Annotated in this window: 24 protein-coding genes; all 24 read left to right on the top strand. The window is 45.9% G+C overall.

The window, feature by feature from the left end; all coding sequences use genetic code 11:
- Nucleotides 1–26 precede the first annotated feature (26 nt).
- The 24 genes from J2T20_RS08800 (at nucleotide 27) to rpsO (ending at nucleotide 25,693) form a co-directional block, all read left to right on the top strand.
- The gene (locus J2T20_RS08800; protein WP_307587518.1) at nucleotides 27–1,436 is read left to right on the top strand and encodes a DUF342 domain-containing protein; all 1,410 of its coding nucleotides are present in this window, start codon (nucleotides 27–29) and stop codon (nucleotides 1,434–1,436) included.
- 51 nt (nucleotides 1,437–1,487) lie between these two features.
- Nucleotides 1,488–1,799 carry a hypothetical protein gene (locus tag J2T20_RS08795; RefSeq protein WP_307587516.1) on the top strand — a complete coding sequence of 104 codons (312 nt, stop codon included), beginning with the start codon at nucleotides 1,488–1,490 and terminating at the stop codon, nucleotides 1,797–1,799.
- Between the two features lie 31 nt (nucleotides 1,800–1,830).
- Entirely contained in the window at nucleotides 1,831–2,406 is a 576-nt protein-coding gene (locus tag J2T20_RS08790) for a hypothetical protein (protein WP_307587514.1), read from the top strand.
- On the top strand, nucleotides 2,403–3,053 hold the full coding sequence (locus J2T20_RS08785) for a hypothetical protein (RefSeq protein WP_307587513.1): 651 nt from the start codon (nucleotides 2,403–2,405) through the stop codon (nucleotides 3,051–3,053). The genes J2T20_RS08790 and J2T20_RS08785 overlap by 4 nt, the downstream gene beginning before the upstream one ends.
- Before the next feature lie 615 nt (nucleotides 3,054–3,668).
- Nucleotides 3,669–4,370 carry a 30S ribosomal protein S2 gene (rpsB, locus tag J2T20_RS08780; RefSeq protein ID WP_307587511.1) on the top strand — a complete coding sequence of 234 codons (702 nt, stop codon included), beginning with the start codon at nucleotides 3,669–3,671 and terminating at the stop codon, nucleotides 4,368–4,370.
- Nucleotides 4,371–4,488: 118 nt separating this feature from the next.
- On the top strand, nucleotides 4,489–5,139 hold the full coding sequence (gene tsf / locus J2T20_RS08775; RefSeq protein ID WP_307587509.1) for a translation elongation factor Ts: 651 nt from the start codon (nucleotides 4,489–4,491) through the stop codon (nucleotides 5,137–5,139).
- A 193-nt stretch (nucleotides 5,140–5,332) separates the two neighbouring features.
- Nucleotides 5,333–6,061 carry a UMP kinase gene (pyrH, locus tag J2T20_RS08770; RefSeq protein ID WP_307587507.1) on the top strand — a complete coding sequence of 243 codons (729 nt, stop codon included), beginning with the start codon at nucleotides 5,333–5,335 and terminating at the stop codon, nucleotides 6,059–6,061.
- Entirely contained in the window at nucleotides 6,061–6,615 is a 555-nt protein-coding gene (gene frr, locus J2T20_RS08765; protein WP_307587506.1) for a ribosome recycling factor, read from the top strand. Before pyrH ends, frr begins: the two co-directional genes overlap by 1 nt.
- Nucleotides 6,616–6,693: 78 nt before the next feature.
- A complete protein-coding gene (locus J2T20_RS08760; protein WP_307587504.1) occupies nucleotides 6,694–7,461 on the top strand; it encodes an isoprenyl transferase in 768 nt (255 codons plus the stop codon).
- Nucleotides 7,462–7,482: 21 nt separating this feature from the next.
- The gene (locus tag J2T20_RS08755; RefSeq protein ID WP_307587503.1) at nucleotides 7,483–8,286 is read left to right on the top strand and encodes a phosphatidate cytidylyltransferase; all 804 of its coding nucleotides are present in this window, start codon (nucleotides 7,483–7,485) and stop codon (nucleotides 8,284–8,286) included.
- Nucleotides 8,287–8,306: 20 nt separating this feature from the next.
- On the top strand, nucleotides 8,307–9,446 hold the full coding sequence (locus J2T20_RS08750) for a 1-deoxy-D-xylulose-5-phosphate reductoisomerase (protein WP_307587502.1): 1,140 nt from the start codon (nucleotides 8,307–8,309) through the stop codon (nucleotides 9,444–9,446).
- A 133-nt stretch (nucleotides 9,447–9,579) separates the two neighbouring features.
- Nucleotides 9,580–10,842 (top strand): RIP metalloprotease RseP, encoded by a 1,263-nt coding sequence (rseP, locus tag J2T20_RS08745; RefSeq protein ID WP_307587500.1) that lies wholly within the window; start codon nucleotides 9,580–9,582, stop codon nucleotides 10,840–10,842.
- Nucleotides 10,843–10,875: 33 nt separating this feature from the next.
- On the top strand, nucleotides 10,876–12,333 hold the full coding sequence (gene proS, locus J2T20_RS08740) for a proline--tRNA ligase (protein ID WP_307587498.1): 1,458 nt from the start codon (nucleotides 10,876–10,878) through the stop codon (nucleotides 12,331–12,333).
- A gap of 215 nt (nucleotides 12,334–12,548) precedes the next feature.
- A complete protein-coding gene (locus tag J2T20_RS08735) occupies nucleotides 12,549–16,889 on the top strand; it encodes a PolC-type DNA polymerase III (protein ID WP_307587496.1) in 4,341 nt (1,446 codons plus the stop codon).
- A gap of 156 nt (nucleotides 16,890–17,045) precedes the next feature.
- Nucleotides 17,046–17,513, top strand: coding sequence for a ribosome maturation factor RimP (rimP, locus tag J2T20_RS08730; protein ID WP_307587493.1), 468 nt, complete (start codon nucleotides 17,046–17,048; stop codon nucleotides 17,511–17,513).
- 26 nt (nucleotides 17,514–17,539) lie between these two features.
- Complete coding sequence (gene nusA, locus J2T20_RS08725; protein ID WP_307587492.1) at nucleotides 17,540–18,637, top strand: transcription termination factor NusA; 1,098 nt, start codon at nucleotides 17,540–17,542, stop codon at nucleotides 18,635–18,637.
- A gap of 26 nt (nucleotides 18,638–18,663) precedes the next feature.
- A complete protein-coding gene (gene rnpM, locus J2T20_RS08720) occupies nucleotides 18,664–18,972 on the top strand; it encodes an RNase P modulator RnpM (RefSeq protein ID WP_036656403.1) in 309 nt (102 codons plus the stop codon).
- A complete protein-coding gene (locus tag J2T20_RS08715; protein ID WP_307587489.1) occupies nucleotides 18,965–19,288 on the top strand; it encodes a YlxQ family RNA-binding protein in 324 nt (107 codons plus the stop codon). The genes rnpM and J2T20_RS08715 overlap by 8 nt, the downstream gene beginning before the upstream one ends.
- Nucleotides 19,281–22,004: a translation initiation factor IF-2 gene (gene infB / locus J2T20_RS08710; RefSeq protein WP_307587487.1), complete on the top strand. Its 2,724-nt coding sequence runs from the start codon at nucleotides 19,281–19,283 to the stop codon at nucleotides 22,002–22,004. Before J2T20_RS08715 ends, infB begins: the two co-directional genes overlap by 8 nt.
- Before the next feature lie 18 nt (nucleotides 22,005–22,022).
- Entirely contained in the window at nucleotides 22,023–22,376 is a 354-nt protein-coding gene (gene rbfA, locus J2T20_RS08705; RefSeq protein WP_307587485.1) for a 30S ribosome-binding factor RbfA, read from the top strand.
- Between the two features lie 21 nt (nucleotides 22,377–22,397).
- On the top strand, nucleotides 22,398–23,375 hold the full coding sequence (locus tag J2T20_RS08700) for a DHH family phosphoesterase (protein ID WP_307587482.1): 978 nt from the start codon (nucleotides 22,398–22,400) through the stop codon (nucleotides 23,373–23,375).
- Entirely contained in the window at nucleotides 23,372–24,286 is a 915-nt protein-coding gene (gene truB / locus J2T20_RS08695; RefSeq protein ID WP_307587480.1) for a tRNA pseudouridine(55) synthase TruB, read from the top strand. Before J2T20_RS08700 ends, truB begins: the two co-directional genes overlap by 4 nt.
- Nucleotides 24,287–24,324: 38 nt before the next feature.
- Nucleotides 24,325–25,272: a bifunctional riboflavin kinase/FAD synthetase gene (locus tag J2T20_RS08690; protein WP_307587478.1), complete on the top strand. Its 948-nt coding sequence runs from the start codon at nucleotides 24,325–24,327 to the stop codon at nucleotides 25,270–25,272.
- Between the two features lie 151 nt (nucleotides 25,273–25,423).
- Complete coding sequence (gene rpsO, locus J2T20_RS08685) at nucleotides 25,424–25,693, top strand: 30S ribosomal protein S15 (protein WP_036656390.1); 270 nt, start codon at nucleotides 25,424–25,426, stop codon at nucleotides 25,691–25,693.
- Nucleotides 25,694–25,834: the final 141 nt, after the last annotated feature.

Below are 25,834 nucleotides of genomic sequence, written 5' to 3'. Positions count from 1 at the left end.
AGATGCTAGCGAAGGGGGGACCAAAAATGATTGGCCAATATGCGTTGAATCACTATTTGAACATTACATTTTCAGATGATAAAGGGATTGCGTATCTTCAGTTTTCCAAAAAGGACGAGAATTTTTCATGTACTGTTGAAGATATTGAAGCATTTTTGAATAGCCATAACATTCGCTACGGCATACAACGTAACATTATTGAACGTCTTGCCAGCCATCCAGAGGAGTATTTTTTCAATAAAGTATCTATTGCCGTCGGTGATACGTCTATTCAGGGAACCGATGGAGAAGTGGTTATGGCTGTTTCTCTGGAAGAGGAAGTAGACCGGAAACCCCTGGAGAAAGCGGATGGCAAGGTCGATTATAAGGACTTAATCAGGCTGAGTAATGTTCGCAAAGGTCAATTAATAGCAAAAAATATTCCTCCTCAGCCAGGAACGCCAGGGAAAACGGTGACGGGTGAGGAAATACCGAGCAGAGTGGGTAAAGAAGCCCATTTTAAAATCGGTAAAAATGTACTGGTAGATAATAATCAAACCTCTTTATACGCGGCTATAGATGGACTTATCACGATAACGGAAAAGGGAAAGATTAATGTATTCCCTATTTATGAGATTAACGGGGATGTTGATTACAGCGTTGGCAATATTGATTTTGTAGGTACAGTTGTTGTTCGGGGTAACGTTCTCACCGGATTTACAGTGAAATCGGATGGAGATATTCGGGTTGTTGGTGGCGTAGAAGGGGCAGAGTTGATTGCCGGAGGATCCATTGAGATTACAGGCGGCATTATCGGGTACAACAAAGGTCACGTAAGTGCTAAGGGTAATGTAAAAGTTTCCTTTATTCAGGAAGGAAATGTTATGGCCGGTGATGATGTAATTGTGTCCCAAAGCATTATGCATTCCAACATTCGTGCTGGCCGTGATGTATTATGTAACGGTACGAAGGGATTGATAGTCGGCGGTATCATACAGGCCGGGGATAAAGTCGTAGCACGAACCATTGGCAATACGATGTCGACAACAACTGCTATTGAAGTTGGTGTTCTTCCTGAAATGAGGAATGAAATCAATGATCTTCGGCATCAATTGCGACTATTACTTGAGAATACAGATAAAACAGCCAAAGCTCTCTATCTATTAAATCAACTAGCTAATAACGGTCAACTTTCTCCTGATAAAATGGCACTGCGAGTAAAGCTTAATGCTACTAAACAGTCCCATGCACGAGAAGAAACAGCCATTAAAACCCGCATACTTGAAATTGAAAGAATGCTTGAAGATACAGGGAAAGCCAAGGTAGAAGTAATCAAGACTATTTATGGCGGCTCAAAAATAGTGATAGGCAGATATACTAGATTTATTAAAGATCCAACGGAAAGAGTTATCTTTACTTATAACGATGGAGATATAAGTATAATACCGTATATATAATTAGGTGGGCAGCTGCAGCAGCCGGCCACTAACTGCGAGAAGGGGATTGCCTTGAGTCTAAAGCCGGTGGAGTTGCAAATCGCTGTACCCCGTGCAACCGAGGCGGGAAAGCTTCAGAATGATCTTCAGCATCGTCCATCGCTGAATCAGCAGCAGTTGGCCGGACAAAATGTGAAGAGCAGTCATGAACTGACTCAACGAAGCAGCGGAGTGGACGAGACTGCTGAAACCTCTGTTCGGGATGATGGTCAGCATGATCACGGTTCCGGTGGGAATTCTTCACCGGGTAAAAAGGATGAATCTACTAAGTATCGTGATGCAGAACACCCTTACAAAGGTCATAGTATTGACCTGACTCTTTAATAAATTACGTAAGTCAAAGGAGACTGGACACTTGCAACCATGGGTGTATATTGTGCTGTTGGGCGTAGTTGCCATCGCTTACGCACTGAAGTTGCCAGCTCGCTCCCGAGAAGGAACTGCAGAGAAGCGGAGTCTGAAAGAGACAGAAGCAGCACTTGAACTGTATGTGGCGGATATCGAGCGTGAGAATGAAGAGATGATTATGTTGGTAAGCGGTATTAAGCAGCAGTCTCTGGAGAATCAGTCAGCTCTTCAGGAGCAACTTAACGAGTTAAGGGCTCAGTTAACTGAGCAGCAGCAAAAATCCGCGCATATAGAAGCACGAGTGGCGGCTGGTGAGACGGGAATGCTTCAGCTGGCTTTTTCACAAAAGAAGGACAATGCAGAGAATAAGCTCGAAACCAAAGAAGAGAATCTTCCTACCTCTCAGAATGCTAAGCCTGAAGTCCAGCCTGAGCCGATTAATTCCATTAAGACGCGGTATCCCAAATTATTTGAACTTGATGAGCAGGGGAAGTCAATTGATGCTATCGCCAAATTGTCCGGTCTTCAGCGGGGAGAGGTCCAACTTATTCTTCAACTGGCCAAACAGGAGGAATCGACGTGATCAAAAATCGTTCCTTTATGCTTGGTCTAGGTTTTGGACTCTTGTCAGGCGCAATCTTGCTTCAGCTTATGATTACAGCAGGTACAGCACAACCTACCAAGGAGCAGGTTATTAAGGAAGCTGCAAAACTTAATTTAAAAGTGATTGCGGAATCCGATAATCTTCTTACACAGGAAGAGTGGGCGGCGCTTGAGGAACAAGTTGTTGAACCTGGCGAAGATACTGAGAAGGCTAATGAAACGAGAAAATCTGACAAACCTGTCGGGAATTCCCCCTCTCCTTCTCCAGTAGTGGAACCACAGGCTGCAAACAGCCCTGATGATGCCGTTGCTCCTTCAGTACCTTCAAGCCCGAAACAGTCAGAAGTGATCCAGCCTGATACGAGTACTATACCTGTATCTACTATAGCTCCTGTCGAATCTAATTCATTCGGCAAGAGTGCTATTTCTGTGCGTATTCCTAATGGCATCAACTTAAGTGAAGTCGCGGACCTTTTGTCGAAGACCGGGGTAATACAAGATAAAAAAGAATTTTTACGTGCAGCCGACAAACGTGGGGCCACTAAAGTTATACAATATGGCAATTATACTTTTGATAAGAAAGAAAGCCTTGATACTATCATTGATAAGCTAATAACGGTAAAGTAGGGGCTCTTTCTCAAAATCAGTGCTAGACTTTTCGTTTGCTTCACTGTACCGGGGACGATTTCGATCTAACTTCGCCTGATGCTCACCGGGTTTGGGGAATTACGCCTTACAGTAGCCGATTCGGGGATGCGGACCAGTCCTTCGGCGAATTAGAGGGGGAAATGCCCGCTAATACCGACCGAAACGACTTTATTTTGAGATGAAAGGGAAAATATCCCTCTAATCCTTAGCCATGCTGCCCCAAAGAGGTATATCCTCAAAATTAGCGGGCGAAATCCCTTCTAAATTACCCAAACGGGGTGCCGGGCACAGAAATAGAGGGGGAAAATCCCTCTATTAGGATATAACGGCTTTCTGTCCTTCCCGTCACCTGTCAAGCACTGATTTTGGTGTTGAGCCAAAGTAGGAACACATTTATTTAATTTTTCCGTGTTTTACTTGATGATGGAAACAATTCGTTGCATCCATTCTTTTATTGTGATATAGTAATTGACGGTGTTAAAACACACGCCGGTTGATTTCGACAAGAGGTGCTTTCTTCTGAAGAAAGTCTTGCTGAAAGATGACGCGCGGCGGAGGAGACACACAAAAAACCATATTAGGAGGTGTGTGAAGATGGCAGTAATATCTATGAAACAGCTTCTAGAAGCTGGGGTACACTTCGGTCACCAGACTCGTCGTTGGAACCCAAAAATGGATCGTTATATCTTCACTGAAAGAAACGGAATTTACATCATTGACCTGCAAAAAACGGTCAAGAAGGTAGAAGAGGCTTACAACTTTGTAAAAAGCGTCGCTGCAGACAACGGCACAATCCTATTCGTAGGAACAAAGAAACAAGCACAAGATTCCGTAAAAGAAGAAGCTGAACGTTCGGGTATGTTCTTCATTAACCAACGTTGGCTGGGTGGTACCCTGACTAACTTCCAAACGATTCAAAAGCGTATTGATCGCCTGAAGAAATTGGAAGCTTGGGAAGAAGACGGTACCTTCGCAGTATTGCCTAAGAAAGAAGTCATCCTTCTCCGCAAAGAGAAAGATCGTCTTGAAAAATTCCTGGGCGGTATCAAAAACATGAGAGGTTTGCCAAGCGCGTTGTTCATCATTGATCCGCGTAAAGAGCGTATTGCTGTTGCAGAAGCTCGCAAATTGGGTATTCCTATCGTAGCTATCGTTGATACTAACTGTGATCCAGACGAAATCGATTATGTTATTCCAGGTAACGATGACGCTATCCGCGCTGTTAAATTGTTGACTGGTAAAATGGCTGATGCTGTTGTAGAAGCTCACCAAGGCGAAGAAACAACTACAGCTTAATAACTATCGATCTATAACATGAACTTAAATGAAAAGGGTGGTTGGCAGGTGGATAACCTCTCACTGCCCTTTTTTTAGGATATAAGATGTAACTACATTTCATTTGGAGGTAATAACAATGGCAGTAGATGCAAAAGCAGTAAAAGAACTTCGTGAAAGAACAGGCGCAGGTATGCTTGATTGTAAAAAGGCGCTTGAAGAAGCTAATAACGATATTACTAGAGCCGCTGAATTGCTTCGTGAAAAAGGTCTTTCCGCAGCTGCAAGCAAAGCAGGACGCATTGCAACCGAAGGTACTGTAGAATCTTACATTCATGCTGGAGGCCGCATTGGGGTTCTCGTAGAAATCAACTGTGAAACTGACTTTGTTGGTAAAACAGATCAATTCAAAGAATTTGCACGTGATATCGCTATGCAAATCGCTGCAGCTAATCCGCTTTATGTTCGTCGCGAAGAAGTGCCAACAGATGCTTTAGAAAAAGAAAAAGAAATTTTGAAGGCCCAAGCTCTTAACGAAGGCAAGCCTGAAAAAATTGTTGAAAAAATGGTTGAAGGCCGTATCAGCAAATACTACGAAGAATATTGCTTGCTTGAGCAAACCTTTGTTAAAAACCCAGACAAAACGATCTCCCAGCTGTTGAATGAAAAAATCAGCACGATCGGAGAAAACATCTCCATTCGTCGTTTTGTTCGTTACGAGCTTGGTGAAGGTCTGGAAAAGAAAGTCGACAACTTCGTTGAAGAAGTAATGGCACAAGTAAACCAATAAGATATCCTTGTAACTGTAAGGGATAACTAATGAATATGATTAAGAGAAGAACGGGACACGTACACGTAGTGTTCCGTCTTTTATAAACACAGGGTATAAGAACCGCCGTTTTCCTAGTACGTTATCTTGAAAGGTGCTAGGGAAATGGTTAACCTGGAGCCATAAAGCTCCATTGCAAAGTGAGGGTAAACATTTGGAACAGCCTGTATTTAAGAGAGTAGTCCTTAAGGTAAGTGGAGAGTCTTTGGCGGGACAAAATGGATACGGTATTGATGCCGAGACGATTATTTCCATCGCGGAGCAAGTCAAGGAAGTTGTGGAATTGGGTGTTCAGGTATCAATCGTTTGTGGCGGAGGCAACATCTGGCGTGGAATTGCAGGCAGTGCTAGTGGTATTGATCGTGCTACTGCAGACTATATGGGAATGTTGGCAACCGTTATGAACTCGTTGGCCCTGCAGGATGCATTGGAACAAATCGATGTGCCTACCCGGGTGCAATCCTCTATCTCCATGCAGCAAATTGCTGAGCCTTACATTCGTCGTCGGGCCATCAGACATTTGGAGAAAGGCCGTGTAGTTATTTTTGCGGCAGGTACGGGTAATCCGTTCTTTTCGACAGATACAACAGCGGCGCTCAGAGCGGCTGAGATTGAAGCGGAAGTCATCCTTATGGCTAAGAATAAAGTGGATGGTGTATACTCAGCTGATCCTTTCAAAGATAGTTCTGCCGAGAAGTTTGAACAGCTAACCTATATGGATATGCTAAACAAGAATCTGGGCGTTATGGATTCCACCGCATCCTCTCTCTGCATGGATAATAATATACCGCTCATCGTGTTTGCCATTACTGAACAAGGTAATATCAAACGCGTTGTCCTTGGTGAGAAGATCGGAACGATTATTAAAGGGAGTGTAGATTAATGCCACAATCGGTCAAGAAAAATACCGAAGAGCGCATGGAGAAAGCGATTTTATCGCTAAAGCGTGATTTGGCTTCTTTGCGGGCTGGACGCGCCACACCGTCACTTCTCGATCGCATTCAGGTTGAATATTACGGTTCTCCTACCCCAATTAATCAGCTAGCCAATATTAATACCCCGGATTCACGGACATTGTTGATCCAACCTTGGGATAAAACATCGGTTTCTGACATCGAACGTGCGATTATGAAGTCTGATCTTGGGCTAACCCCAGCTAATGATGGAACTACAATTCGTCTATCCATTCCTCCGCTTACGGAAGAGCGTCGTACCGAGCTTGTGAAATTCACGAAAAAATTCGGTGAAGAGGCGAAGGTAGCTATCCGAAATATTCGCCGTGATGCTAACGACGATATTAAGAAGATGGAGAAAAACGGTATTTCGGAAGATGAATCACGTGGACATCAAGAAGAAATTCAAAAGACAACGGATAAATTTATTGCCGAGGTCGACAAAGTGCTCTTAGCCAAAGAAAAAGAAATTATGGAAGTATAAAGAATTTAAGAGACTAAAAGCCCCTCCGTTTATTGGTGGGGTTTGTCTCTTTCTGATAAGAGCTTGGAGGAAACGGAAATGATCAAACGGGTTCAAGCTTGGCTGAACCGGGAAGACCGGCAGACGCCGGTCGAGATTTCACCGGATAATATTCCCCGGCATGTTGCGATCATTATGGACGGCAACGGCCGCTGGGCCAAACGTCGGGGATTACCGCGCATTGTCGGTCATCAGAACGGGATGAAGGCGGTAAAACGCGCTACGATCGCCGCGGATGAGCTAGGTATTCAGTACTTAACGATGTATGCATTCTCGACTGAGAATTGGAAACGTCCCAAAGAAGAAGTTGATTTTCTCATGCGTTTACCTGAGGAATTTTTGGCTCTTGAACTTGATGACTTGATTGCCAAGAACGTACAGGTAAAAGTGATGGGCGATGCGGAGGCTCTGCCTTCTTTTACCCGCAAAGCCATGGAGGAAGCGGTATCTAGGACGGAGCACAATACGGGTCTTATCTTAAATTTTGCTCTAAATTACGGTGCACGCAAAGAGCTTGAAGACTGCATGCGTGCTATGGGTGAGGATATTCAAGCAGGTCTGCTGTCCCCGGAACACATTACAGCTGATTTAATTGATAGCCGACTTTTATCGGGAGGCCTTCCAGACCCTGATCTGCTTATTCGGACAAGTGGAGAGATGCGGCTCAGCAATTTCATGCTTTGGCAGCTTGCCTATAGTGAGCTCTGGTTTACGGATGTGCTTTGGCCGGAATTCAACAAAGAGCATTTGCTGGAGGCTGTTGCTGAATACCAGCGCCGTTCACGCCGTTATGGTGGACTGAAGTAGCCTGATAGGAGATGGAATCCTTTGAAGCAACGATTAATAACCGGTATTGTGGCCGGAGTTTTGTTTTTAGGTTTATGCTTGCTCGGAGGCTGGTGGTATCAGCTTTTGCTGATTGGGATGGCATTAATCGGGTACTATGAGTTTGTGAAAATGACGGGTACGCTTTCTTTTAGCAAAACTGCTATTATAGGATATTTAGGCATCCTGTATTTCATGACTCCATGGAACTTGCTTGACCTAACCCCACCGGTTTCTTTGGAACGGGTAATATGGCTGTTGCTTTTCCTTTTTCTATTGATCACAGTGTTTACCAAGAATAAAATGGATATTCGCAGTATCTCGTTACTTTTCCTCGGTATTTTATACATCGGAATGGGTTTTTCTTATATGGCTTTGTCCCGTGCTTCCAATGATGGGTATGGTCTTATGTGGACGTTCTTATTATTGTCCTGTATTTGGGGCAGTGATGCCGGAGCTTATTTTGTAGGCAGGAAATTGGGGAAGAACAAGCTGTGGCCTGCTATCAGCCCTAACAAAACGGTTGAGGGAGCTGTTGGCGGAGTTCTTATATCTATGGTTATTTCCGTTATTTTTGCCATTATCGTTCCTGATCTGCTGACGGTTGGCCGGGCATTATTAATCGGTCTCTCGTGTGCCTGTGTGGGCCAGCTTGGAGATCTTGTTCAATCAGCCTATAAACGGATATACGGCATCAAAGACTCGGGATCACTCCTGCCCGGGCATGGCGGTATTCTGGATCGCTGTGACAGCTGGATTATCGTATTTCCGTTCGTACATATTATTATGCTCATGCCATACTATTAACGGAGGAAGTAGGTGCACCTGTGAAAAAGATCAGTGTTCTCGGCTCTACGGGTTCGATTGGCACACAGACACTGGATGTCGTGGCCATGCACCCCGATGCTTTTGAAGTTGACGGTTTGGCGGCGGGAAGCAACGTCAGATTACTGCTTGAGCAGGTCAAACGATTCAAACCCCGCCGTGTCTCAGTGGCTACACCTCATTTGGCTGACGAGATCAGATCCAGCCTGCCTGCTGGCATAGAGCTTTTCAGCGGGAACGAAGGTCTGGTAGAGGTTGCTGCGGGCGGTGACGCTAACACGGTTGTAACGGCAGTCATGGGTAGTATTGGGCTCCAATCTACACTGGCGGCTATTGAAGCTGGCAAGCATATTGGACTAGCTAATAAGGAGACACTTGTTACGGCTGGACATTTGGTAACGGAGCTTGCTGCCCGTAAGGGAGTTTCCCTACTGCCTATCGATAGCGAGCATTCAGCCATTTTTCAATGCTTGAATGGGGAAAATCGTGAGGATGTTGCAGGTATAACGCTTACGGCCTCCGGAGGGTCTTTTCGGGATTACAGCCGGGAGCAGTTGAAGAATGTAACGTTGGAGGATGCACTACGTCATCCTAATTGGACTATGGGGTCCAAAATTACGATCGATTCAGCTACAATGGTGAACAAAGGTCTTGAAGTGATTGAAGCCCACTGGCTGTTCGGTCTGTCTTATGATCAAATCAATGTACTTCTTCATCCCGAGAGTATTATCCATTCCTATGTTGAGTTTCGAGACAGCAGTATTATAGCTCAGTTGGGCAGCCCGGATATGAGAGTTCCCATCCAGTATGCACTGACCTACCCCGAACGTTGGAATTCACCGGCGCAGCGCCTATCACTGGCATCTGTAGGGAGCCTCACGTTCCGGGAGATGGATTATGTGCGGTTTCCGGCCCTAAGACTGGCAATTGAATGTGGCAGGGCTGGAGGGACAGCAACAACGGCATTCAATGCTGCTAACGAAATTGCTGTCAGCCGATTCCTTCGCTCTGAAATCTCTTTTCTACGGATTGAAGAAATCATAGCGGAAATACTCGATCGCCACATTAATGAGAGTAGTCCTGATCTGGAGCAGATACATCATTGTGATCGAACGGTCCGTGCACTTTCTGCCAAAATATAATAATTACGGTTAAAATTTCTGTTTTGCCCTAATAAATAGGTTTCGACTGTTGATTCTCTTGTGCCTGATCGGAGAATAATGATAAATTAAGAGGACATACTTCGGTCTTACACCTAAAGGGGGATGTTACACTTTGGAAATGGTTCAAGTTGTTTTTTTGACGGTGCTCATGTTTTTTGTCCTAGTGACTGTCCATGAATGGGGGCATTACTATTTTGCCAAACGCGCCGGAATATTGGTAAGAGAATTTGCTATCGGTTTCGGCCCGAAACTGTTTTCTTATAAACGCAATGAAACTCAGTTTACATTGCGACTGCTGCCTTTTGGCGGTTACGCTCGGATGGCCGGTGAAGATCCTGAAATTATCGAGATTGGAGCAGGACAGACCATAGCGGTAAGACTTGGTCAAGATAATAAAGTGAAGAACATCTATCTGGATGCTCTGGATACCCGCAGAAATGTTATTCGTGGAGAGGCGCAATATACAGACCTGGAGAATAACTTGCAAATCAGGCTTGATGTGGATGGAGATGTCACTACTTATGAGGTTCATCCTCAAGCGATGCTTATCCGGGGAGGGCAGCAAACACAGATTGCCCCCAAGGATCGTCAATTCGGCAGCAAAACGGTAGCTCAACGCTCGATTGCCATTTTTGCCGGACCCGTCATGAACTTCCTGCTTGCCTTTGTTTTGTTCGCGGTTCACTTGCAAATGGTTGGGGTTCCAGTGGAAGTTAGGATTGGTGATGTTTCTCCTAACATGCCTGCCCAGGAAGCCGGATTGCAAAAGGGAGATATTGTAGAATCTATAAATGGTGAGAAGATAGGTGCCGATTACCAAAAGATGATTACGATGACTTCTGAATCTAAAGGTGAAGCCATGAAGTGGTCCATTGTAAGAGATAATCAGACGATTGATTTCACTCTGACACCACGCAGCATGGAAGGACAGGAAGGCGGAAAGGTGGGAATTACACCTCAAATGCCAAGCCGTTCAGCAACAATAGGTGAGACCATAACTGGAGCGGGAACTGCTATGGTCAGCACGACTAAAGCTATTTTTATAGGCTTTAAGCAGCTGATTAACCAGTTCAATATGGATGATATCGGGGGGCCTGTACGAACCTTTGAAATGACCGGGCAGATTGCTAAGCAAGGTATTGAATATCTTACGTATTGGGCCGCAATTCTCAGCCTATATCTGGGTATCTTTAACCTGCTGCCGATTCCTGCACTTGATGGAAGCCGTTTGGTATTCCTCGGTGTTGAGGCACTGCGCGGTAAACCAGTAGATCCAGGTCGTGAAGGCATGGTGCATTTTGTAGGTTTCGCGATGCTGTTCCTGCTTATGATAGTTGTAACTTATAACGATATATTACGCCTTATTAGCGGTTAATTTTGCTTTTATTCACGGGAGGAATTCCATTACATGTCTAACAACAACAACAACAAACAGTTCGTTACAGAGATTACGCCTCAGGGCGAAGATTTCTCGCGTTGGTATATTGATGTCATCAAAAAAGCCGATCTGATGGATTATTCCCCGGTTCGGGGTTGTATTGTCTTCAAACCGGACGGCTTTGAAATCTGGGAGCATATCCAAGAGGAAATGAACCGTCGATTCAAAGCGACAGGACACAGAAACGCTTATTTCCCTTTGTTTATCCCGGAAAGCTTTTTCCAAAAGGAAAAGGATCATATTGAGGGCTTTAATCCGGAGCTGCCTTGGGTAACTGAAGCGGGTGGGGATAAGCTCGAGGAGCGTCTAGCGATTCGTCCGACTTCTGAAACTATGATCGGTCATATGTACTCCAAGTGGATTCAATCGTATCGCGATTTGCCTGTGCTTATTAATCAATGGGCTAACGTTGTCCGTTGGGAGAAGCGTACACTGCCTTTTATCCGTACCAGTGAATTCCTGTGGCAAGAAGGTCATACCGCACATGAGAATGAAACCGAAGCCCGTGAAGAAACGATGCAAATGTTGGAGACTTACCGTGATTTTGTAGAAGGGTATTTGGCAATTCCGGTAATTACCGGTCAGAAAACACCTTCCGAGAGATTCGCGGGAGCTGTAGATACCTACTCTATTGAAGCGATGATGAAGGACGGTAAAGCTGTTCAAGCTGGAACTTCCCATTATCTAGGGACTAAATTTGCAGTGGCTTTTGATATACAATATCTAAGTCGGGATAACGTACTTGAGTATGTACACACCACTTCTTGGGGGACGAGCACGCGCTTAATCGGTTCCCTGATCATGGTACATGGTGATGACCGCGGACTGGCCTTGCCGCCGAAGGTAGCACCAACTCAAGTGATTATGATTCCAATTGGCCCTCCTAAGACTCGCGAAGCGGTTATTGGCCGGACAGATGAACTGTTCAGCGAGTTGAAGAAAGCTGGTATCCGTGTGAAAGTGGATGATCGTGCGGATGTAACTCCAGGCTGGAAGTTCAATGAATATGAAATGCGTGGTGTACCGATTCGTCTTGAGCTTGGGCCTCGTGATATGGAGAACGGTGTCTGCGTTCTTGTGTCCCGTATTTCTGGCGAGAAGAAAATCGTGCAACAGGATAACCTTGTGGAAGAAGTACAAGCTATGCTGGAGCAGGTTCACAACGAAATGTTCGAACGTGCCCTTAAATTCCGTGAGGATCATTTCTATTCGGTAGATACTCTGGATGAGATGAAGGCTTCAATGGAAGAAAAGCGCGGCTTCGCTCTTGCAGGCTGGTGCGGATCTGAGGAATGCGAATCCAAGGTTAAGGAAGAGACTGGCGCAACAAGCCGGAATATCCCATTTAACCCGGCCGAAACCAAGGATATCTGTATTTGCTGCGGCAAGCCAGCACAGCATACCGTTGTTTTTGCTAAAGCTTATTAAGAGAGATTAGATCATTATTATTTGAACCTTATTTGTAAACTAAATGTAGCTTCTGGCAAAAAGGAGTCGGCGGGCCGAAAGAACCCAATGCTTTTTGACACCGGAAGCTTTTAGTTTTTAGATGAATAGTCTTTTGTATCGTAAGTCTAGTATTATACTAAGTTATAGATTCGGATAGGCCTTGCTATGTGAAGGATTAAAGGTGGGGGGAAGGCATGGAGCATAACGAGGAGAGAAGAAGAAGATTTGAGCTGCTGATGAAGCAGGGTGAGGTTCCGCCGGGGCTTATTGATCCTTATTTCTTGGATGGATATATAGACCGTGTAGAGATTAGCCGGGAGAACCGGGATTGGCATATTGCCATTGTAAAAGAAACTCTGGTTCCCGCCCAAGCCTACCGTACGTTTTGCCTGAGAATGCGGGAAAAGATGCAGCATATTGCTAAAATAAGCTTTTTGTTCACATATGATGAGAAAATAAGCAGAGCAGATATTATTCAGGAATATTGGGGTTTGTTTGTGGAGTGGGTACAGCGGGAAATCCCTTCGGTTAATGGTTGGCTGACACGCTCCACCCAAGAGCTGGAGGGCCATACACTGCTGTTAATCATGAGTGATTCTACTTCCCTGGAGCTTGCCCGCAAAAAAGGGATCGACAGCGCAATTATAAAATTTTATGAGAAGTTTTTCGGGATTGTTCTAAAGGTAAAGGTGCAAATTGCGGAAAAGGACAGCCACGTTGGAGTGGTTGAAGAGTTCCAGCAAGAGTTCCAGCAAAAGCTTCAGCAGGAGGAACGCGAGTTCATAGAGCAAATGATGACTTCTATAGAGTCGGAAGATTCTGCAGAAGAGAATGACGGCAATGAAGTTGTGAAACTGCAGGTGGGTTATGACATTAAAGAACCTCCGGTTCCTATTGTTGAGATTCAAGATGAAGAGAAGAAAATTACCATTCAAGGTACGATATTTGCCCTGGATCGCAAGGAGCTGCGAAATGGCAGCACGTTATTTACGTTTAGCTTGACGGATTTCACGGATTCCCTGCAAATGAAGATGTTTGCCAAGAATAAAGAAGATTTGAAAATAATGAGTCAGCTCGCCAACGGAAAATGGGTAAGAGCTCGCGGCCGGGTTGAAATGGACCGTTTTATGCAGATTCCTGAACTGATGATGATTCCTTCAGATCTGACAGAGGTACAAGCTCCCCCAACCCGTAAGGATAATGCCCCTAAGAAGCGGGTCGAGTTCCACCTTCATACTACGATGAGTTCAATGGATGCTGTTGCCTCCATCGATGCCTATATCAAAACGGCTGCCAAATGGGGCCATCCTGCCATCGCTGTTACGGATCATGGTGGAGTTCAATGTTATCCTGATGCGAATCATTCTGCTCACAAGAACAAGATCAAAATGTTGTATGGGGTTGAAGCCAACGTTGTGAATGACTCTGTGAACATCGTAGAGAATGCACAACCGCTTGATCTTAAGACCGCCACTTATGTTGTGTTCGATATCGAGACCACGGGTCTTTCTATTACCCGTAACAATATTACGGAGCTTGCAGCCATCAAAATGCGGGAAGGTCAGGAAATTGACCGATATTCCACCTTCGTCAATCCGCATGAGAAGATTCCGTATCATATTCAACAGCTTACGAATATTACGGACGAAATGGTCAGAGACGCTCCGGATTTGGAGCCTGTGCTGCATAAATTTGTGGAATTTATCGGTGAAGAGAGCATTCTAGTCGCTCACAACGCCCGTTTCGATATGGGATTCATACAGGCTTCGCTTATTAAGCTGGGATTGCCGCAACTAACTAATCCTTCCTTAGATACCTTGGAGTTAGCGCGGTTGCTGCATCCTTCTATGAAAAACCACAGATTGAACACCCTAGCTGACAAATATAAGGTTCTGCTGGAAAGCCATCACCGGGCGATTGATGACACGATTGCGCTTGGCGGGATTTTAACCGGATTGCTGGCCGATGCTGAGAAGCTGAAGGGCATGACCAGGCTTGAACGCTTGAACGACTACGTGGGGAACGATTTGTCAAATACACGGCCTTTTCATTGCGGGATTTATGCTCTTAATGCCATCGGCAAAAAAAATCTATACAAGCTAATTTCGCTTTCACATACCGAATACTTCAAACGTGTCCCCTGTATTCCTAAGTCAAAGCTGGTTGAGCTGAGGGATGGACTTTTAGTGATTTCGGGTTGTGAGCGTGGAGAGTTTTTCGAAGCCGTTCTTAATAAAACAACAGAGGAAGCCATGGAGGTTGCCCAGTTTTATGATATTTTGGAGATTCAGCCGATAACCATGTACATGCATTTGGTGGACAAGGGTTTTGTGGCAAGTCCTGAGGAAATAAGAGGTGCACTACGTAAAGTTTGTGAAATCGGCGAGCAGCTGAACAAACCTGTTATTGCTACGGGTAACGTGCATTATCTGGAGCCCCGCGACAAGCTGTTCCGTGATATCACCATCAACGGTATTACCGGATTTAGTCCGCTAAAAGACCAACGTAAACCGGATGCCCATTTCCGTACAACGGAGGAGATGTTGGCTGAGTTTGAATTCTTGGGTGCAGAAAAAGCCATGGAGGTTGTGGTAACCAACACTGTAGAGCTGGCCGAACGTTTTGAAGAGCTCGAACTATTTCCTGAAAAGCTGTTTACACCGATAATTGAAGGTGCAGATGAGGAGATCCGTGAGACCTGCTACAATACTGCCAAGTCGATCTACGGTGAGGAACTGCCTGAGGTTGTCATTGCCCGGTTAGAGAAAGAATTGGCGCCTATTATTAAATTTGGATTCTCTGCCAACTATCTGATTTCCGAACGACTGGTTAAAAAATCGAACCAGGACGGCTACCTTGTCGGGTCCCGGGGTTCTGTAGGATCCTCTGTGGTAGCGACCTTCCTCGGCATATCCGAAGTTAACCCGCTTCCGGCCCATTACATTTGCGCTAATCCTGAATGCAGGCACAGCGAATGGTTTCTGGACGGCAGTGTTCCAAGCGGCTTCGATTTACCGGACAAGACTTGTCCGGATTGCGGCGGTAAGTTACGAGGGGAAGGACAAGATATTCCTTTTGAGACCTTCCTTGGTTTTAAAGGAGATAAGGTTCCCGATATCGATCTAAACTTCTCCGGCGAATATCAACCGAATGCCCATAACTTTACGAAGACGATGTTTGGTCCAGATAACGTATTCCGTGCAGGTACCATCGGTACAGTTGCCGAGAAAACCGCTTTTGGTTTTACCAAGAAATATGAAGAGCTTCACCAGAAACGGTGGCGCGGTGCTGAGATCGGCCGTCTGGCGGCAGGTTGTACAGGGGTTAAGCGCAGCACGGGACAGCATCCCGGGGGTATTGTTGTTCTGCCGGATTATATGGAGATAGAGGATATCACACCTGTTCAGTATCCTGCGGATGATGTCAATTCCGAGTGGAAGACGACACATTTTGACTATCACGCCTTTGATGCCAATCTGTTGAAGCTAGATATACTCGGGCATGATGACCCTACCATGATGCGTATGCTTCAGGATTTGACGGGAGTCGATCCTACGACGATCCCGATGAACGACCCCAAAGTCATGAGTATGTTCAACTCTACCGAATCACTGGGTGTGAGACCTGAACAAATACGCACGCCTGTTGCTACCTACGGAGTACCGGAGATGGGAACACGTTTCGTACGTCAGATGCTTGTGGAAGCACAGCCGGCTACCTTTGCTGACTTACTGCAAATATCGGGATTGTCTCATGGTACGGGAGTTTGGCTCGGGAATGCCCAGGAACTTATTAAGAATAATACCTGTAATATCAAAACCGTTATCGGCTGCCGTGACGATATCATGCTATTCTTAATATACAAGGCTGGCATGGATGCAGGTTTGGCCTTTAAAATTACCGAGAGTGTGCGTAAAGGTAAAGGTTTGTCTGCCGAATGGATCGAAGAAATGAAGAAATGCAAGGTTCCGCAATGGTATATTGATTCTTGCCTTAAAATCCAGTACATGTTCCCAAAAGCCCATGCTGCGGCCTATGTCATTTCTGCCGTGCGTACCGCTTATTTTAAGCTGTATCATCCTATCGAATACTATGCGACTTATTTTTCGGTAAGAGCAGCGGACTTTGATATCGAGCTCTGCTGTCAGGGTTATGATGCCATTGCCCGGCAGATCGTGGACATTGAACAGAAGGGCTTTCAAGCCCTGCCCAAAGAAAAAGCTATGCTTCCTATTTTGGAAATGGCTCTTGAAATGACCGCACGCGGCTTTGCTTTTAAAAACATTGATCTATACCGCTCGGATGCTACACGGTTTACGGTTGACGGTGACAGTCTCATCCCGCCATTCTCTGCGTTACAGGGGATTGGGGATAATGCAGCTTACAATATCGCGGCCGCAAAAGATGCTGGAGAATTCCTTTCTATTGAAGATTTTCAGCAAAAATCGAAGGCAAGTAAGACCGTAATAGAACTGCTTACCAACATGGGGTGCTTCCGTGGTTTACCGGAAAGTAATCAATTATCACTGTTCTAGAAATAGGCAGTCAAGGGGTAGCACTTGTCAGTGCCCACTCACTATGGTATAATTTTTTTGGTAATAATGAGATAAGTCCGTTGTGTAAAGAGTGGGGAAACCCACTCTTTATCTTTGGTATATAGCAAAAGACAAGTTCGTGGAGGTTATTATCTTTTGAGCACACCCAAATCCCAAATTAAACAAACGGTAGAGCAAATGCTCGGGCCCTATCTCGACGACAATGGTTTCGAACTGGTGGACGTTGAATACGTGAAGGAAGGCTCCAATTGGTTTCTGCGCATATTCGTAGATAAAGAAGGCGGCATCGATATTGATGACTGCGGATCGATCAGCGAATATTTTAGCCAAAAGCTAGATGAGAATGATCCTTTCCCTGAGGCTTATTTCCTTGAGGTATCTTCGCCGGGGGCTGAACGACCGCTCAAAAAAGCTGCGGATGTTGCAAAAGCGGTAGGCAAGGACGTGTATGTGACAGTTTATGAACCGATTCAAGGACTCAAGGAATTCGAGGGTCGTTTGCTTTCGTTCGACAACGAGGAATTGCTCATCTCCGCGGGCAAAAAACAACATGTTGTACCGTATGCCAAAGTCGCCAGTGCGAGATTGGCCATTATTTTTTAACGTCTTGAAAGGGGGACCGGAATTTCATGAGTATGGAGTTTATTGAAGCTATGAATGAACTGGAAAGGGAGAAAGGCATAAGCAAGGATGTGCTGTTTGAAGCCATCGAAGCTGCGCTGATCTCCAGCTATAAACGTAATTTTAATGCGGCTCAGAATGTGCGTGTTGACATGAATCGCAATACAGGTGTTATCAAGGTTTTCGCCCGCAAGTTAATTGTGGATGAGGTTCTTGATACACGTACTGAGATTTCATTGCCGGCTGCCAGAGAGATCAATCCTCACTTTCAGCTTGAAGACATTGCTGAGCTTGAGGTAACGCCGCGTGATTTTGGGCGCATTGCCGCTCAGACAGCCAAACAGGTTGTGACACAGCGTATTCGTGAAGCAGAGCGTGGACTTATCTATAACGCCTTTATAGACAAGGAAGACGATATCGTTACGGGTCTTGTGCAACGTCAAGATATGCGTAATGTGTATGTTGATCTTGGCAAAATCGAGGCGGTTCTGCCATTGAACGAATTAATGCCTGGTGAAAAGTTCAAGCAAAGCGAGCGTATCAAGGCTTATATCACTAAAGTTGAGAATACGACCAAGGGGCCTCAAATTATGTTGTCCCGCAGTCATCCAGGATTATTGAAGCGTCTTTTCGAGCTTGAAGTTCCGGAGATTTTTGACGGAGTGGTTGAGATTCGTTCCGTAGCTCGTGAAGCTGGCTTCCGTTCCAAAATCGCAGTGTTCTCCCGTAACCCGGAAGTGGATCCGGTCGGTTCCTGCGTAGGACCGAGGGGGACTCGTGTTCAGACTATCGTGAATGAGCTTCGCGGTGAGAAAATCGATATCGTCCGTTATTCGGATTTGGTACAGGAATATGTGGCGAATGCCCTTAGTCCTTCCAAAGTACTCGAGGTTCAAATCTTTGAACCGGAAAAAATGGCGCGAGTCATTGTTCCTGATTATCAATTATCGCTGGCCATTGGTATTAAAGGTCAAAATGCACGTCTTGCCGCAAAGCTGACGGGCTGGAAAATTGATATTAAGAGTGAAACTCAAGCGGAGCAGGAATACGGCAGACCTAGAACATCAAACGATGAAATGCATCAGGATTCCGTCTCCATCGATTAATGAACAAGTTGGCGGGAGGTGCAGGTATGAAACAAAGAAAGGTGCCGTTGCGCAAATGTGTTGCTAGCCAGGAGATGATGCCTAAGAAAGAGCTGATTCGAGTCGTTAGGACGCCGGAGGGCGAAGTGCTGATTGATCTGACCGGCAAAAAGTCGGGACGAGGCGCTTATATTTGCGGCAAGCTGGAATACTTCAAGCTGGCACAAAAAACAAAAGCGCTTGACCGCGCGCTTAAATGTCAGGTCAGTCCGGAAATTTATGCTCAGTTAACCCGGGATTTCACATCCGTGGAAGAGCAGTTTTTGGCAACAAAGGATAGTGAGGATAATGAGTAAAGCACTTTCTTATTTGGGGCTTGCCATGCGTGCAGGAAAGCTTGTAACCGGTGACGAGGCTGTGCTGAAATCGGTGCGGTCTTCGGAGGCGAAGCTAGTTATTCTTGCAGGTGACGCTTCAGATAACACACAAAAGAAGTTCCGTGATAAATGCGGGACCTACGATATTCCACTAGTAATCGCATTTCATCGAGATGAACTCGGTGCAAGTATTGGTAAGGATCAGCGAGTTGTGCTGGCCATTACGGATAAAGGATTCGCGGAAATGATCTCCAAGCAACTCGGAGATACTGTCGGAGGTGGATTTATTGAGTAAAGAGGACAATAAGGATAAACTTCGTGTTTATGAGTACGCAAAGTCACTGAACATGAGCAGTAAAGAAATCATTACGATTCTGAAGCGTTTGGATGTCCCGGTGAACAATCATATGAGTGTCATGGAGAATGGTTCCGTGAACAAAGTAGAGCAGTTCTTCAAGGATGTTAAATCAAATGCAGCAGCTAAGAGGGATAGCGGTCCAAGCAGTCGTCCGGTAAATACCAGTGCGTCAGCAGCCGACTCCACAAAAGCTCAGAATGTTAACCAAAATCAACCGGAAAAGCAGGTAGGTATGAACAGTAACCAAAACAACAACCCATCGACGACGTCTCCTAGGCCCCAAAGCGGACAAGATTCCCGCAGCACACAAACAGCAGGTTCCACCCAGAACGCACGCCCGCAACAAAGCGGTGCACCGCGTCCAAGTAACACTGGTGGAAGCCGTCCGCAAGGTAGCAACAGCAGCACAGCTGGAAGCCGTCCGCAAGGTAGCAACAGCAGCAGTAACCGTCCGCAAAGCGGAACGGGTGGAAGCCGCCCTCAAGGCAGCACTGGAACACGTCCACAAAGCAGTACAGGCGGCAACCGTCCACAAGGCGGTACCAGCAGTACTGGTGGAAACCGTCCGCAAGGCAGCGCACCACGTACAGATAACCGTCCGCAAGGCGGAGCACCACGTACAGGATCACCAAGCACTCCTCGTCCGCAAGGTTCACAAGGAGGAGCACCACGTACTGGTGACCGTCCACAAGGAGCGGGTCAAGGCGGCGGAGATTTCTCGCGCGGCGCAGGTACTGGGGACAGAGGTCCTAAGAAGAATGCAACAGGTGGCAGACCGAATCCGAACCAAGGTGGTCAAAGACGTTTTGACGATGGTAAAGGCGGTAACTACCGTGGACGCGGTGGCAAAAATGGCCGTGGTAAGAATCAGCAAATGGAACGTCGCGAGAAGATTGATAACACTCCGAAGAAAATCATTGTTCGCGGTAGCATGACTGTTGGTGAAACAGCTAAGCTTCTGCACAAGGATGCTTCCGAAGTTATCAAGAAGTTAATTTCCATGGGTGTTATGGCTACCATTAATCAGGAGCTTGATATCGATACTATTCTACTATTGGCCGGCGAGTTCGGTGTAGAAGTAGAAGTGAAGATTCCTGTAGATGAAGATAGCTTCGAGACGGTAGAAGAGAATGATATGGATGAGGAATTGCAAACGCGTCCTCCGGTAGTAACTATTATGGGTCACGTTGACCATGGTAAAACAACATTGCTGGATGCGATTCGCTCTACCAATGTAACCGGCGGCGAAGCGGGCGGAATTACACAGCATATCGGTGCCTACCAAGTCGAAATTAACCATAAAAAAATCACGTTCCTCGATACACCGGGTCACGAAGCGTTTACCGCTATGCGTGCTCGTGGAGCGCAGGTTACGGATATGACAATTATCGTAGTAGCTGCTGATGATGGCGTTATGCCACAGACAGTAGAAGCTATTAGCCATGCCAAAGCAGCGGGACTGCCAATAATTGTAGCTGTCAACAAAATTGATAAGCCGGGCGCAGATCCTGACAAAGTTAAGCAAGAGCTTACTAAATATGAGCTGGTTCCTGAAGAGTGGGGCGGCGACACTATTTTCGTAAACTTATCTGCTAAGCAGCGTGTAGGTTTGGAAGATTTGCTCGAAATGATATTGCTCGTAGCCGAAGTTAATGAATACAAAGCGAACCCTGACAAACGGGCACGCGGTACAGTTATTGAAGCAGAGCTTGATAAGAATCGTGGACCTGTAGCGCGTATCCTTGTGCAGCACGGAACACTTAGAGTCGGAGATGCCTTTGTTGCAGGTAACTGCTTCGGACGTGTTCGGGCGATGGTGAATGATAAAGGCCGCAAGATTAAGGAAGCAGGACCTTCTACTCCAGTAGAAATTACTGGTTTGACTGAAGTGCCGCAAGCTGGAGATCCGTTTATGGCTTTCGAAGACGAGCGTAAAGCTCGTGCGATCGCTGACAGACGTTCAACCACTCAACGCCAATCTGAGCTGAACATCAACACCCGTGTAACCCTGGATGACCTGTTCAAGCATATTAAGGACGGCGAAATCAAGGATCTGAACGTTATCATTAAAGGGGACGTACAAGGTTCCGTTGAAGCGCTGAAGGGCTCCTTGGCCAAGATCGAAGTAGAAGGCGTACGCGTGAAAATTCTTCACAGCGGAGCGGGTGCTATTACCGAATCCGATATCGCGCTAGCAGCGGCCTCCAATGCGATTGTAATCGGCTTTAACGTTCGTCCGGATGCTCAGACTAAAGCAGCGGCTGACCAAGAGAAGGTCGATGTTCGTCTACACCGCATTATCTACAATGTTATTGAAGAAATTGAGCATGCTATGAAAGGGATGCTTGATCCTATCTTTAAAGAAAATGTTATCGGACACGCCGAAGTGCGTAATGTCTTTACAATCAGCAAGGTGGGTACCATCGCTGGCTGTATGGTTACTTCCGGTAAAATTGCCCGTAATGCCGAAATGCGCTTGATCCGCAGCGGAATCGTTGTATTCGAAGGTAAGATTGATACCTTGAAACGTTTCAAAGATGATGCAAAAGAAGTGGCGCAGGGTTATGAATGTGGTATTACTTTGGAACGCTATAATGATGTCAAAGAAGGCGACATTATCGAAGCGTTCATTATGGAAACTGTTGAGCGCTAAGCAAAGAGGTGAACAAAAATGTCTAAAATCAGAGCTGGTCGGGTAGGCGAACAAATCAAGAAAGAACTTAGTTTGCTTATTCAAAAAGAACTAAAGGACCCACGCATAGGTTTCGTAACTGTAACTGGCGTAGACGTTACCAACGATCTATCGCAGGCTAAAGTATACCTAAGTGTGTTGGGGGACGATGAACAAAAAGCTAACTCACTCAAGGCTATAGAGAAGGCCCATGGCTTTCTCCGCTCTGAGCTGGGTAAAGCGATCCGACTCCGGCATACACCGGAACTGATCTTCAAGACTGATGAGTCTGTTGCTTACGGCAGCCATATTGAGAAGCTGCTTGGACAAATCGGGAAGAACGAAGAAAGCTAGGCAACATAAAGGAGACGGCGAATGCAGAGCTATGAACAAAGTCTCCAGCAGACCCGTAAGTTTCTGCTGGAACACGACGATTATCTTGTAGTGTCGCATGTTCAGCCGGACGGAGATGCAGTCAGCTCCACCCTTGCGGTGGGCTGGCTTCTCTCATGTCTGGGCAAGAAATACACTATGATCAATGAAGGCCCGATCCCAACACGAATGGAATACCTATGGCATTCAAGTGACATTGTTAATATGTCCGCTGCCGAATCCTTAGGCCTATACAGTAATGTCATCTGTGTCGATTGTGCCGATTTTCAACGTGTAGGAATGACACAAAGATATTTTGCCGAAGATGCCCTTATCGTTAATATAGATCATCACCCAACAAACAATGGGTATGGTTTTGTAAACTTAATCAAACCGGATGCCGCTGCAACCGCGGAAATTCTGTTTGATCTGTTGAAGACGTTTGAGGTGGATTGGAATATTGATATTGCTACCGCAATCTATACCGGACTCCTCACAGATACAGGGGGGTTCCGGTATTCCAATACTTCTTCAAAGGTGATGTCTGCAGTCTCTGAGTTGTTGGCGCTAGGAGTTAACGGCCCGGAACTAGCTGAAACATTACTGGAGGAAATGACACTTCCACAGGTTAAAGTATTGAACCGAGCTCTGAATACATTGCAGTTATCTCTAGAAGGAGATATAGCCTGGGTTCACGTTACCCCACAGGATATGATGGATTGCGGTGCTGCTAATGAGGACTTGGAGGGGATCGTTAATTATCCCCGCAATATTCGTGGTGTGGAGGTTGGTATTCTTTTCAAGGTCATTCATGATCATGCTGTTAAGGTCAGTCTACGTTCAGCTGGAAAAGTGGATGTTGCTGCATTGGCCCAAATCTTCGGTGGAGGTGGTCATACCCGTGCTGCAGGCGCTCGTATAGAGGCAGCTTTAGAGCAGGTTATACCGCAAGTGCTGAAGGAGGTAAGACGGTATTTATGAGTGAATTAGAAGGTGTTTTGGCTGTCTTTAAGCCCGCAGGCTTTACTTCGCACGATGTGGTTGCAAAGGCACGCCGTATTCTCGGGATGAAACGGATCGGGCATACAGGAACGCTTGATCCACAGGTTACCGGCGTTTTACCGCTTTGCCTGGGACGGGCTACTCGTGTCGTTGAATATATCCAGGAACTCCCTAAGGAATATGTGGCTACCCTCCGCTTAGGAATGTCTAGCGATACGGAGGATCTAACGGGAACCATTACGGAATCTGTGGATGAGGTCCATGTAACTGAGGAAGAGATCCTTGCAGTTCTTCAACAATTTACCGGAGTAATCTCCCAGACGCCTCCTATGTATTCCGCTGTTAAGGTCGACGGTAAGCGTCTTTATGAGCTGGCCCGTGAAGGTAAAACCGTGGAGCGTAAGAGCCGCGAAGTGGAAATTTATGAAATAGAAATGCTCGGTATGGTCTGGAACGATACATATCCGGATATTACCTTTCGAGCGCTCTGTTCTAAAGGGACTTATATTCGTACACTTTGTGTTGATATAGGACGGGCATTAGGACTTCCTGGTGTAATGGTGAAGCTTACAAGAACAATGTCAGCAGGAATAAGAGCCGATCATTGTTTAACCTTAGAAGAAATTGCTGAGCACAGGGCAGCGGGAACGCTTCAAGACCATCTTATTCCGGCGGATCAATCGATTGCTCATATGCCTATGCATACGGTGATTGAAGAGAAGAAGAAGGCTGCCCTTCAGGGACAACGCCTCTCCACCCGCTTTGTATCTCCTGAAGTTAAGAATGCCGGACATTTTCGCCTGTATGATCTGCAAGGACTGTTCCTTGGGATTTATGAGCTCGACGAAAGCGGATCTATTGCACCGGTAAAAGTGTTTGCACAAATGTAAGACTGATTTTACAAAGTGAATTGCAGGTGAGAAACAGCGTGAGAACCGTAACGTTAACCTATCCTATATCGCCGGAGAGCGCTGCTGAGTGGGCTCAGCCCCAAGTGGCTGCTCTTGGCCAGTTTGACGGTTTGCACCGTGGACATGCCAGCGTGATTAAATCTGCTGTAGCTCTGGCACGCCAAAAGGGTGTTATTGCTGCAGTGATAACTTTTCATCCCCATCCTAAAGATGTTATGGGCAGGGGTGACTATGAGGGATATTTGACACCTCCATTAGACAAGCAGGAGCTTCTGGTTGAGATGGGTGTTGATATCCTTTATATTATTGAGTTTAATGAGCAGCTTTCCAGAGTGAGCCCCCAAAATTTTGTGTCAGGCATGTTGTTGCCTCTTCAACTTGTAACCGCAGTAATCGGTTTTGATTTTCGCTTCGGTTACAAAGGAGAGGGAGATGCTGATATGCTGCGCGAACTGGGACAAGGAATCATGGATGTTGAAACCGTCCCCCCGTTCCTGCTTAACGGACAGAAGGTGAGTAGCTCTGGAATTCGCAGAAGCCTGCAAAGCGGAGAATTGGAACTGGCTAACTACTGGTTTGGCCGTTGCTATCATCTGCGCGGAACAGTGGTGCATGGTGAGAAACGGGGACGTACCATTGGTTTCCCTACGGCGAATCTACAATTAGAGGACCGTTTTGTCATTCCTGCAAAAGGGGTTTATGCAGTGCGAGCATTCTATAATAATCAGGTTCTGCCTGGGGTTATGAATGTGGGTGTTAAGCCAACTTTTCATGAAGGTGAGACTAAGCCGAGCTTTGAGGTGCATTTATTCGATTTTAACGGGGATTTGTATGACCTGCAGTTGACAGTGGAATTGGTCTCATATATTCGGCCGGAGCGTAAATTCGACTCCATTCAGGCCTTAATACAGCAGATCGGCGCTGATGCTGAGACTGCCAAAAGGATCTTGTTAGATATACAATAAACTGCTCTGGACAGGAAGTTTACTTTTATCTTGTAAGGTGCTATACTGATTAACGTTGCTGGAACGGCAACAAACAGAACCTTAGCTTGGTTATTCGATCTCACCGACGGTGACGAGGCTATTGGCGATTATAATGAAGGAGGTGAACAGGATGGCATTGACTCAAGAACGTAAACACCAATTGATTGACGAGCACAAAACTCACGAATCCGATACTGGATCCCCTGAGGTGCAAGTTGCTATCCTTACGGAGAACATCGTTAATTTGACTGACCACTTGCGCACACACAAGAAGGATCATCATTCCCGCCGTGGATTGCTGAAGATGGTTGGACAACGTCGTAAATTGCTGGCGTATTTGAAGAATAAAGACATCAGACGCTACAGCGCTCTGATCGAAAGACTCGGATTGCGTCGTTAATAATCGATATGATTACCCTTAAAGCAGCCTGGTTGTTTACCGTATGTCCTTCTCGGAGCGACAACGGGGATAACCGGGTTGCTTTTTGAAAATTAGGGTATTATATTTCTTATGGGCCCTACAACTAACTTGGCATGTTTA

It is taken from the genome of Paenibacillus wynnii, from assembly GCF_030812855.1.
Lineage (GTDB): Bacteria > Bacillota > Bacilli > Paenibacillales > Paenibacillaceae > Paenibacillus_AQ > Paenibacillus_AQ wynnii_A.
Note: the sequence above shows the minus strand (reverse complement) of the source record. Positions and strands in the feature narration are given on the sequence as shown.

Coding starts and splice junctions, on each gene's coding strand:
- J2T20_RS08800 (WP_307587518.1), top strand. CDS start 27: ATGATTGGCCAATATGCGTTGAATCACTATTTGAACATTACATTTTCA.
- rpsB (WP_307587511.1), top strand. CDS start 3,669: ATGGCAGTAATATCTATGAAACAGCTTCTAGAAGCTGGGGTACACTTC.
- tsf (WP_307587509.1), top strand. CDS start 4,489: ATGGCAGTAGATGCAAAAGCAGTAAAAGAACTTCGTGAAAGAACAGGC.
- frr (WP_307587506.1), top strand. CDS start 6,061: ATGCCACAATCGGTCAAGAAAAATACCGAAGAGCGCATGGAGAAAGCG.
- J2T20_RS08760 (WP_307587504.1), top strand. CDS start 6,694: ATGATCAAACGGGTTCAAGCTTGGCTGAACCGGGAAGACCGGCAGACG.
- proS (WP_307587498.1), top strand. CDS start 10,876: ATGTCTAACAACAACAACAACAAACAGTTCGTTACAGAGATTACGCCT.
- J2T20_RS08735 (WP_307587496.1), top strand. CDS start 12,549: ATGGAGCATAACGAGGAGAGAAGAAGAAGATTTGAGCTGCTGATGAAG.
- nusA (WP_307587492.1), top strand. CDS start 17,540: ATGAGTATGGAGTTTATTGAAGCTATGAATGAACTGGAAAGGGAGAAA.
- rnpM (WP_036656403.1), top strand. CDS start 18,664: ATGAAACAAAGAAAGGTGCCGTTGCGCAAATGTGTTGCTAGCCAGGAG.
- J2T20_RS08715 (WP_307587489.1), top strand. CDS start 18,965: ATGAGTAAAGCACTTTCTTATTTGGGGCTTGCCATGCGTGCAGGAAAG.
- rbfA (WP_307587485.1), top strand. CDS start 22,023: ATGTCTAAAATCAGAGCTGGTCGGGTAGGCGAACAAATCAAGAAAGAA.
- J2T20_RS08700 (WP_307587482.1), top strand. CDS start 22,398: ATGCAGAGCTATGAACAAAGTCTCCAGCAGACCCGTAAGTTTCTGCTG.
- truB (WP_307587480.1), top strand. CDS start 23,372: ATGAGTGAATTAGAAGGTGTTTTGGCTGTCTTTAAGCCCGCAGGCTTT.
- rpsO (WP_036656390.1), top strand. CDS start 25,424: ATGGCATTGACTCAAGAACGTAAACACCAATTGATTGACGAGCACAAA.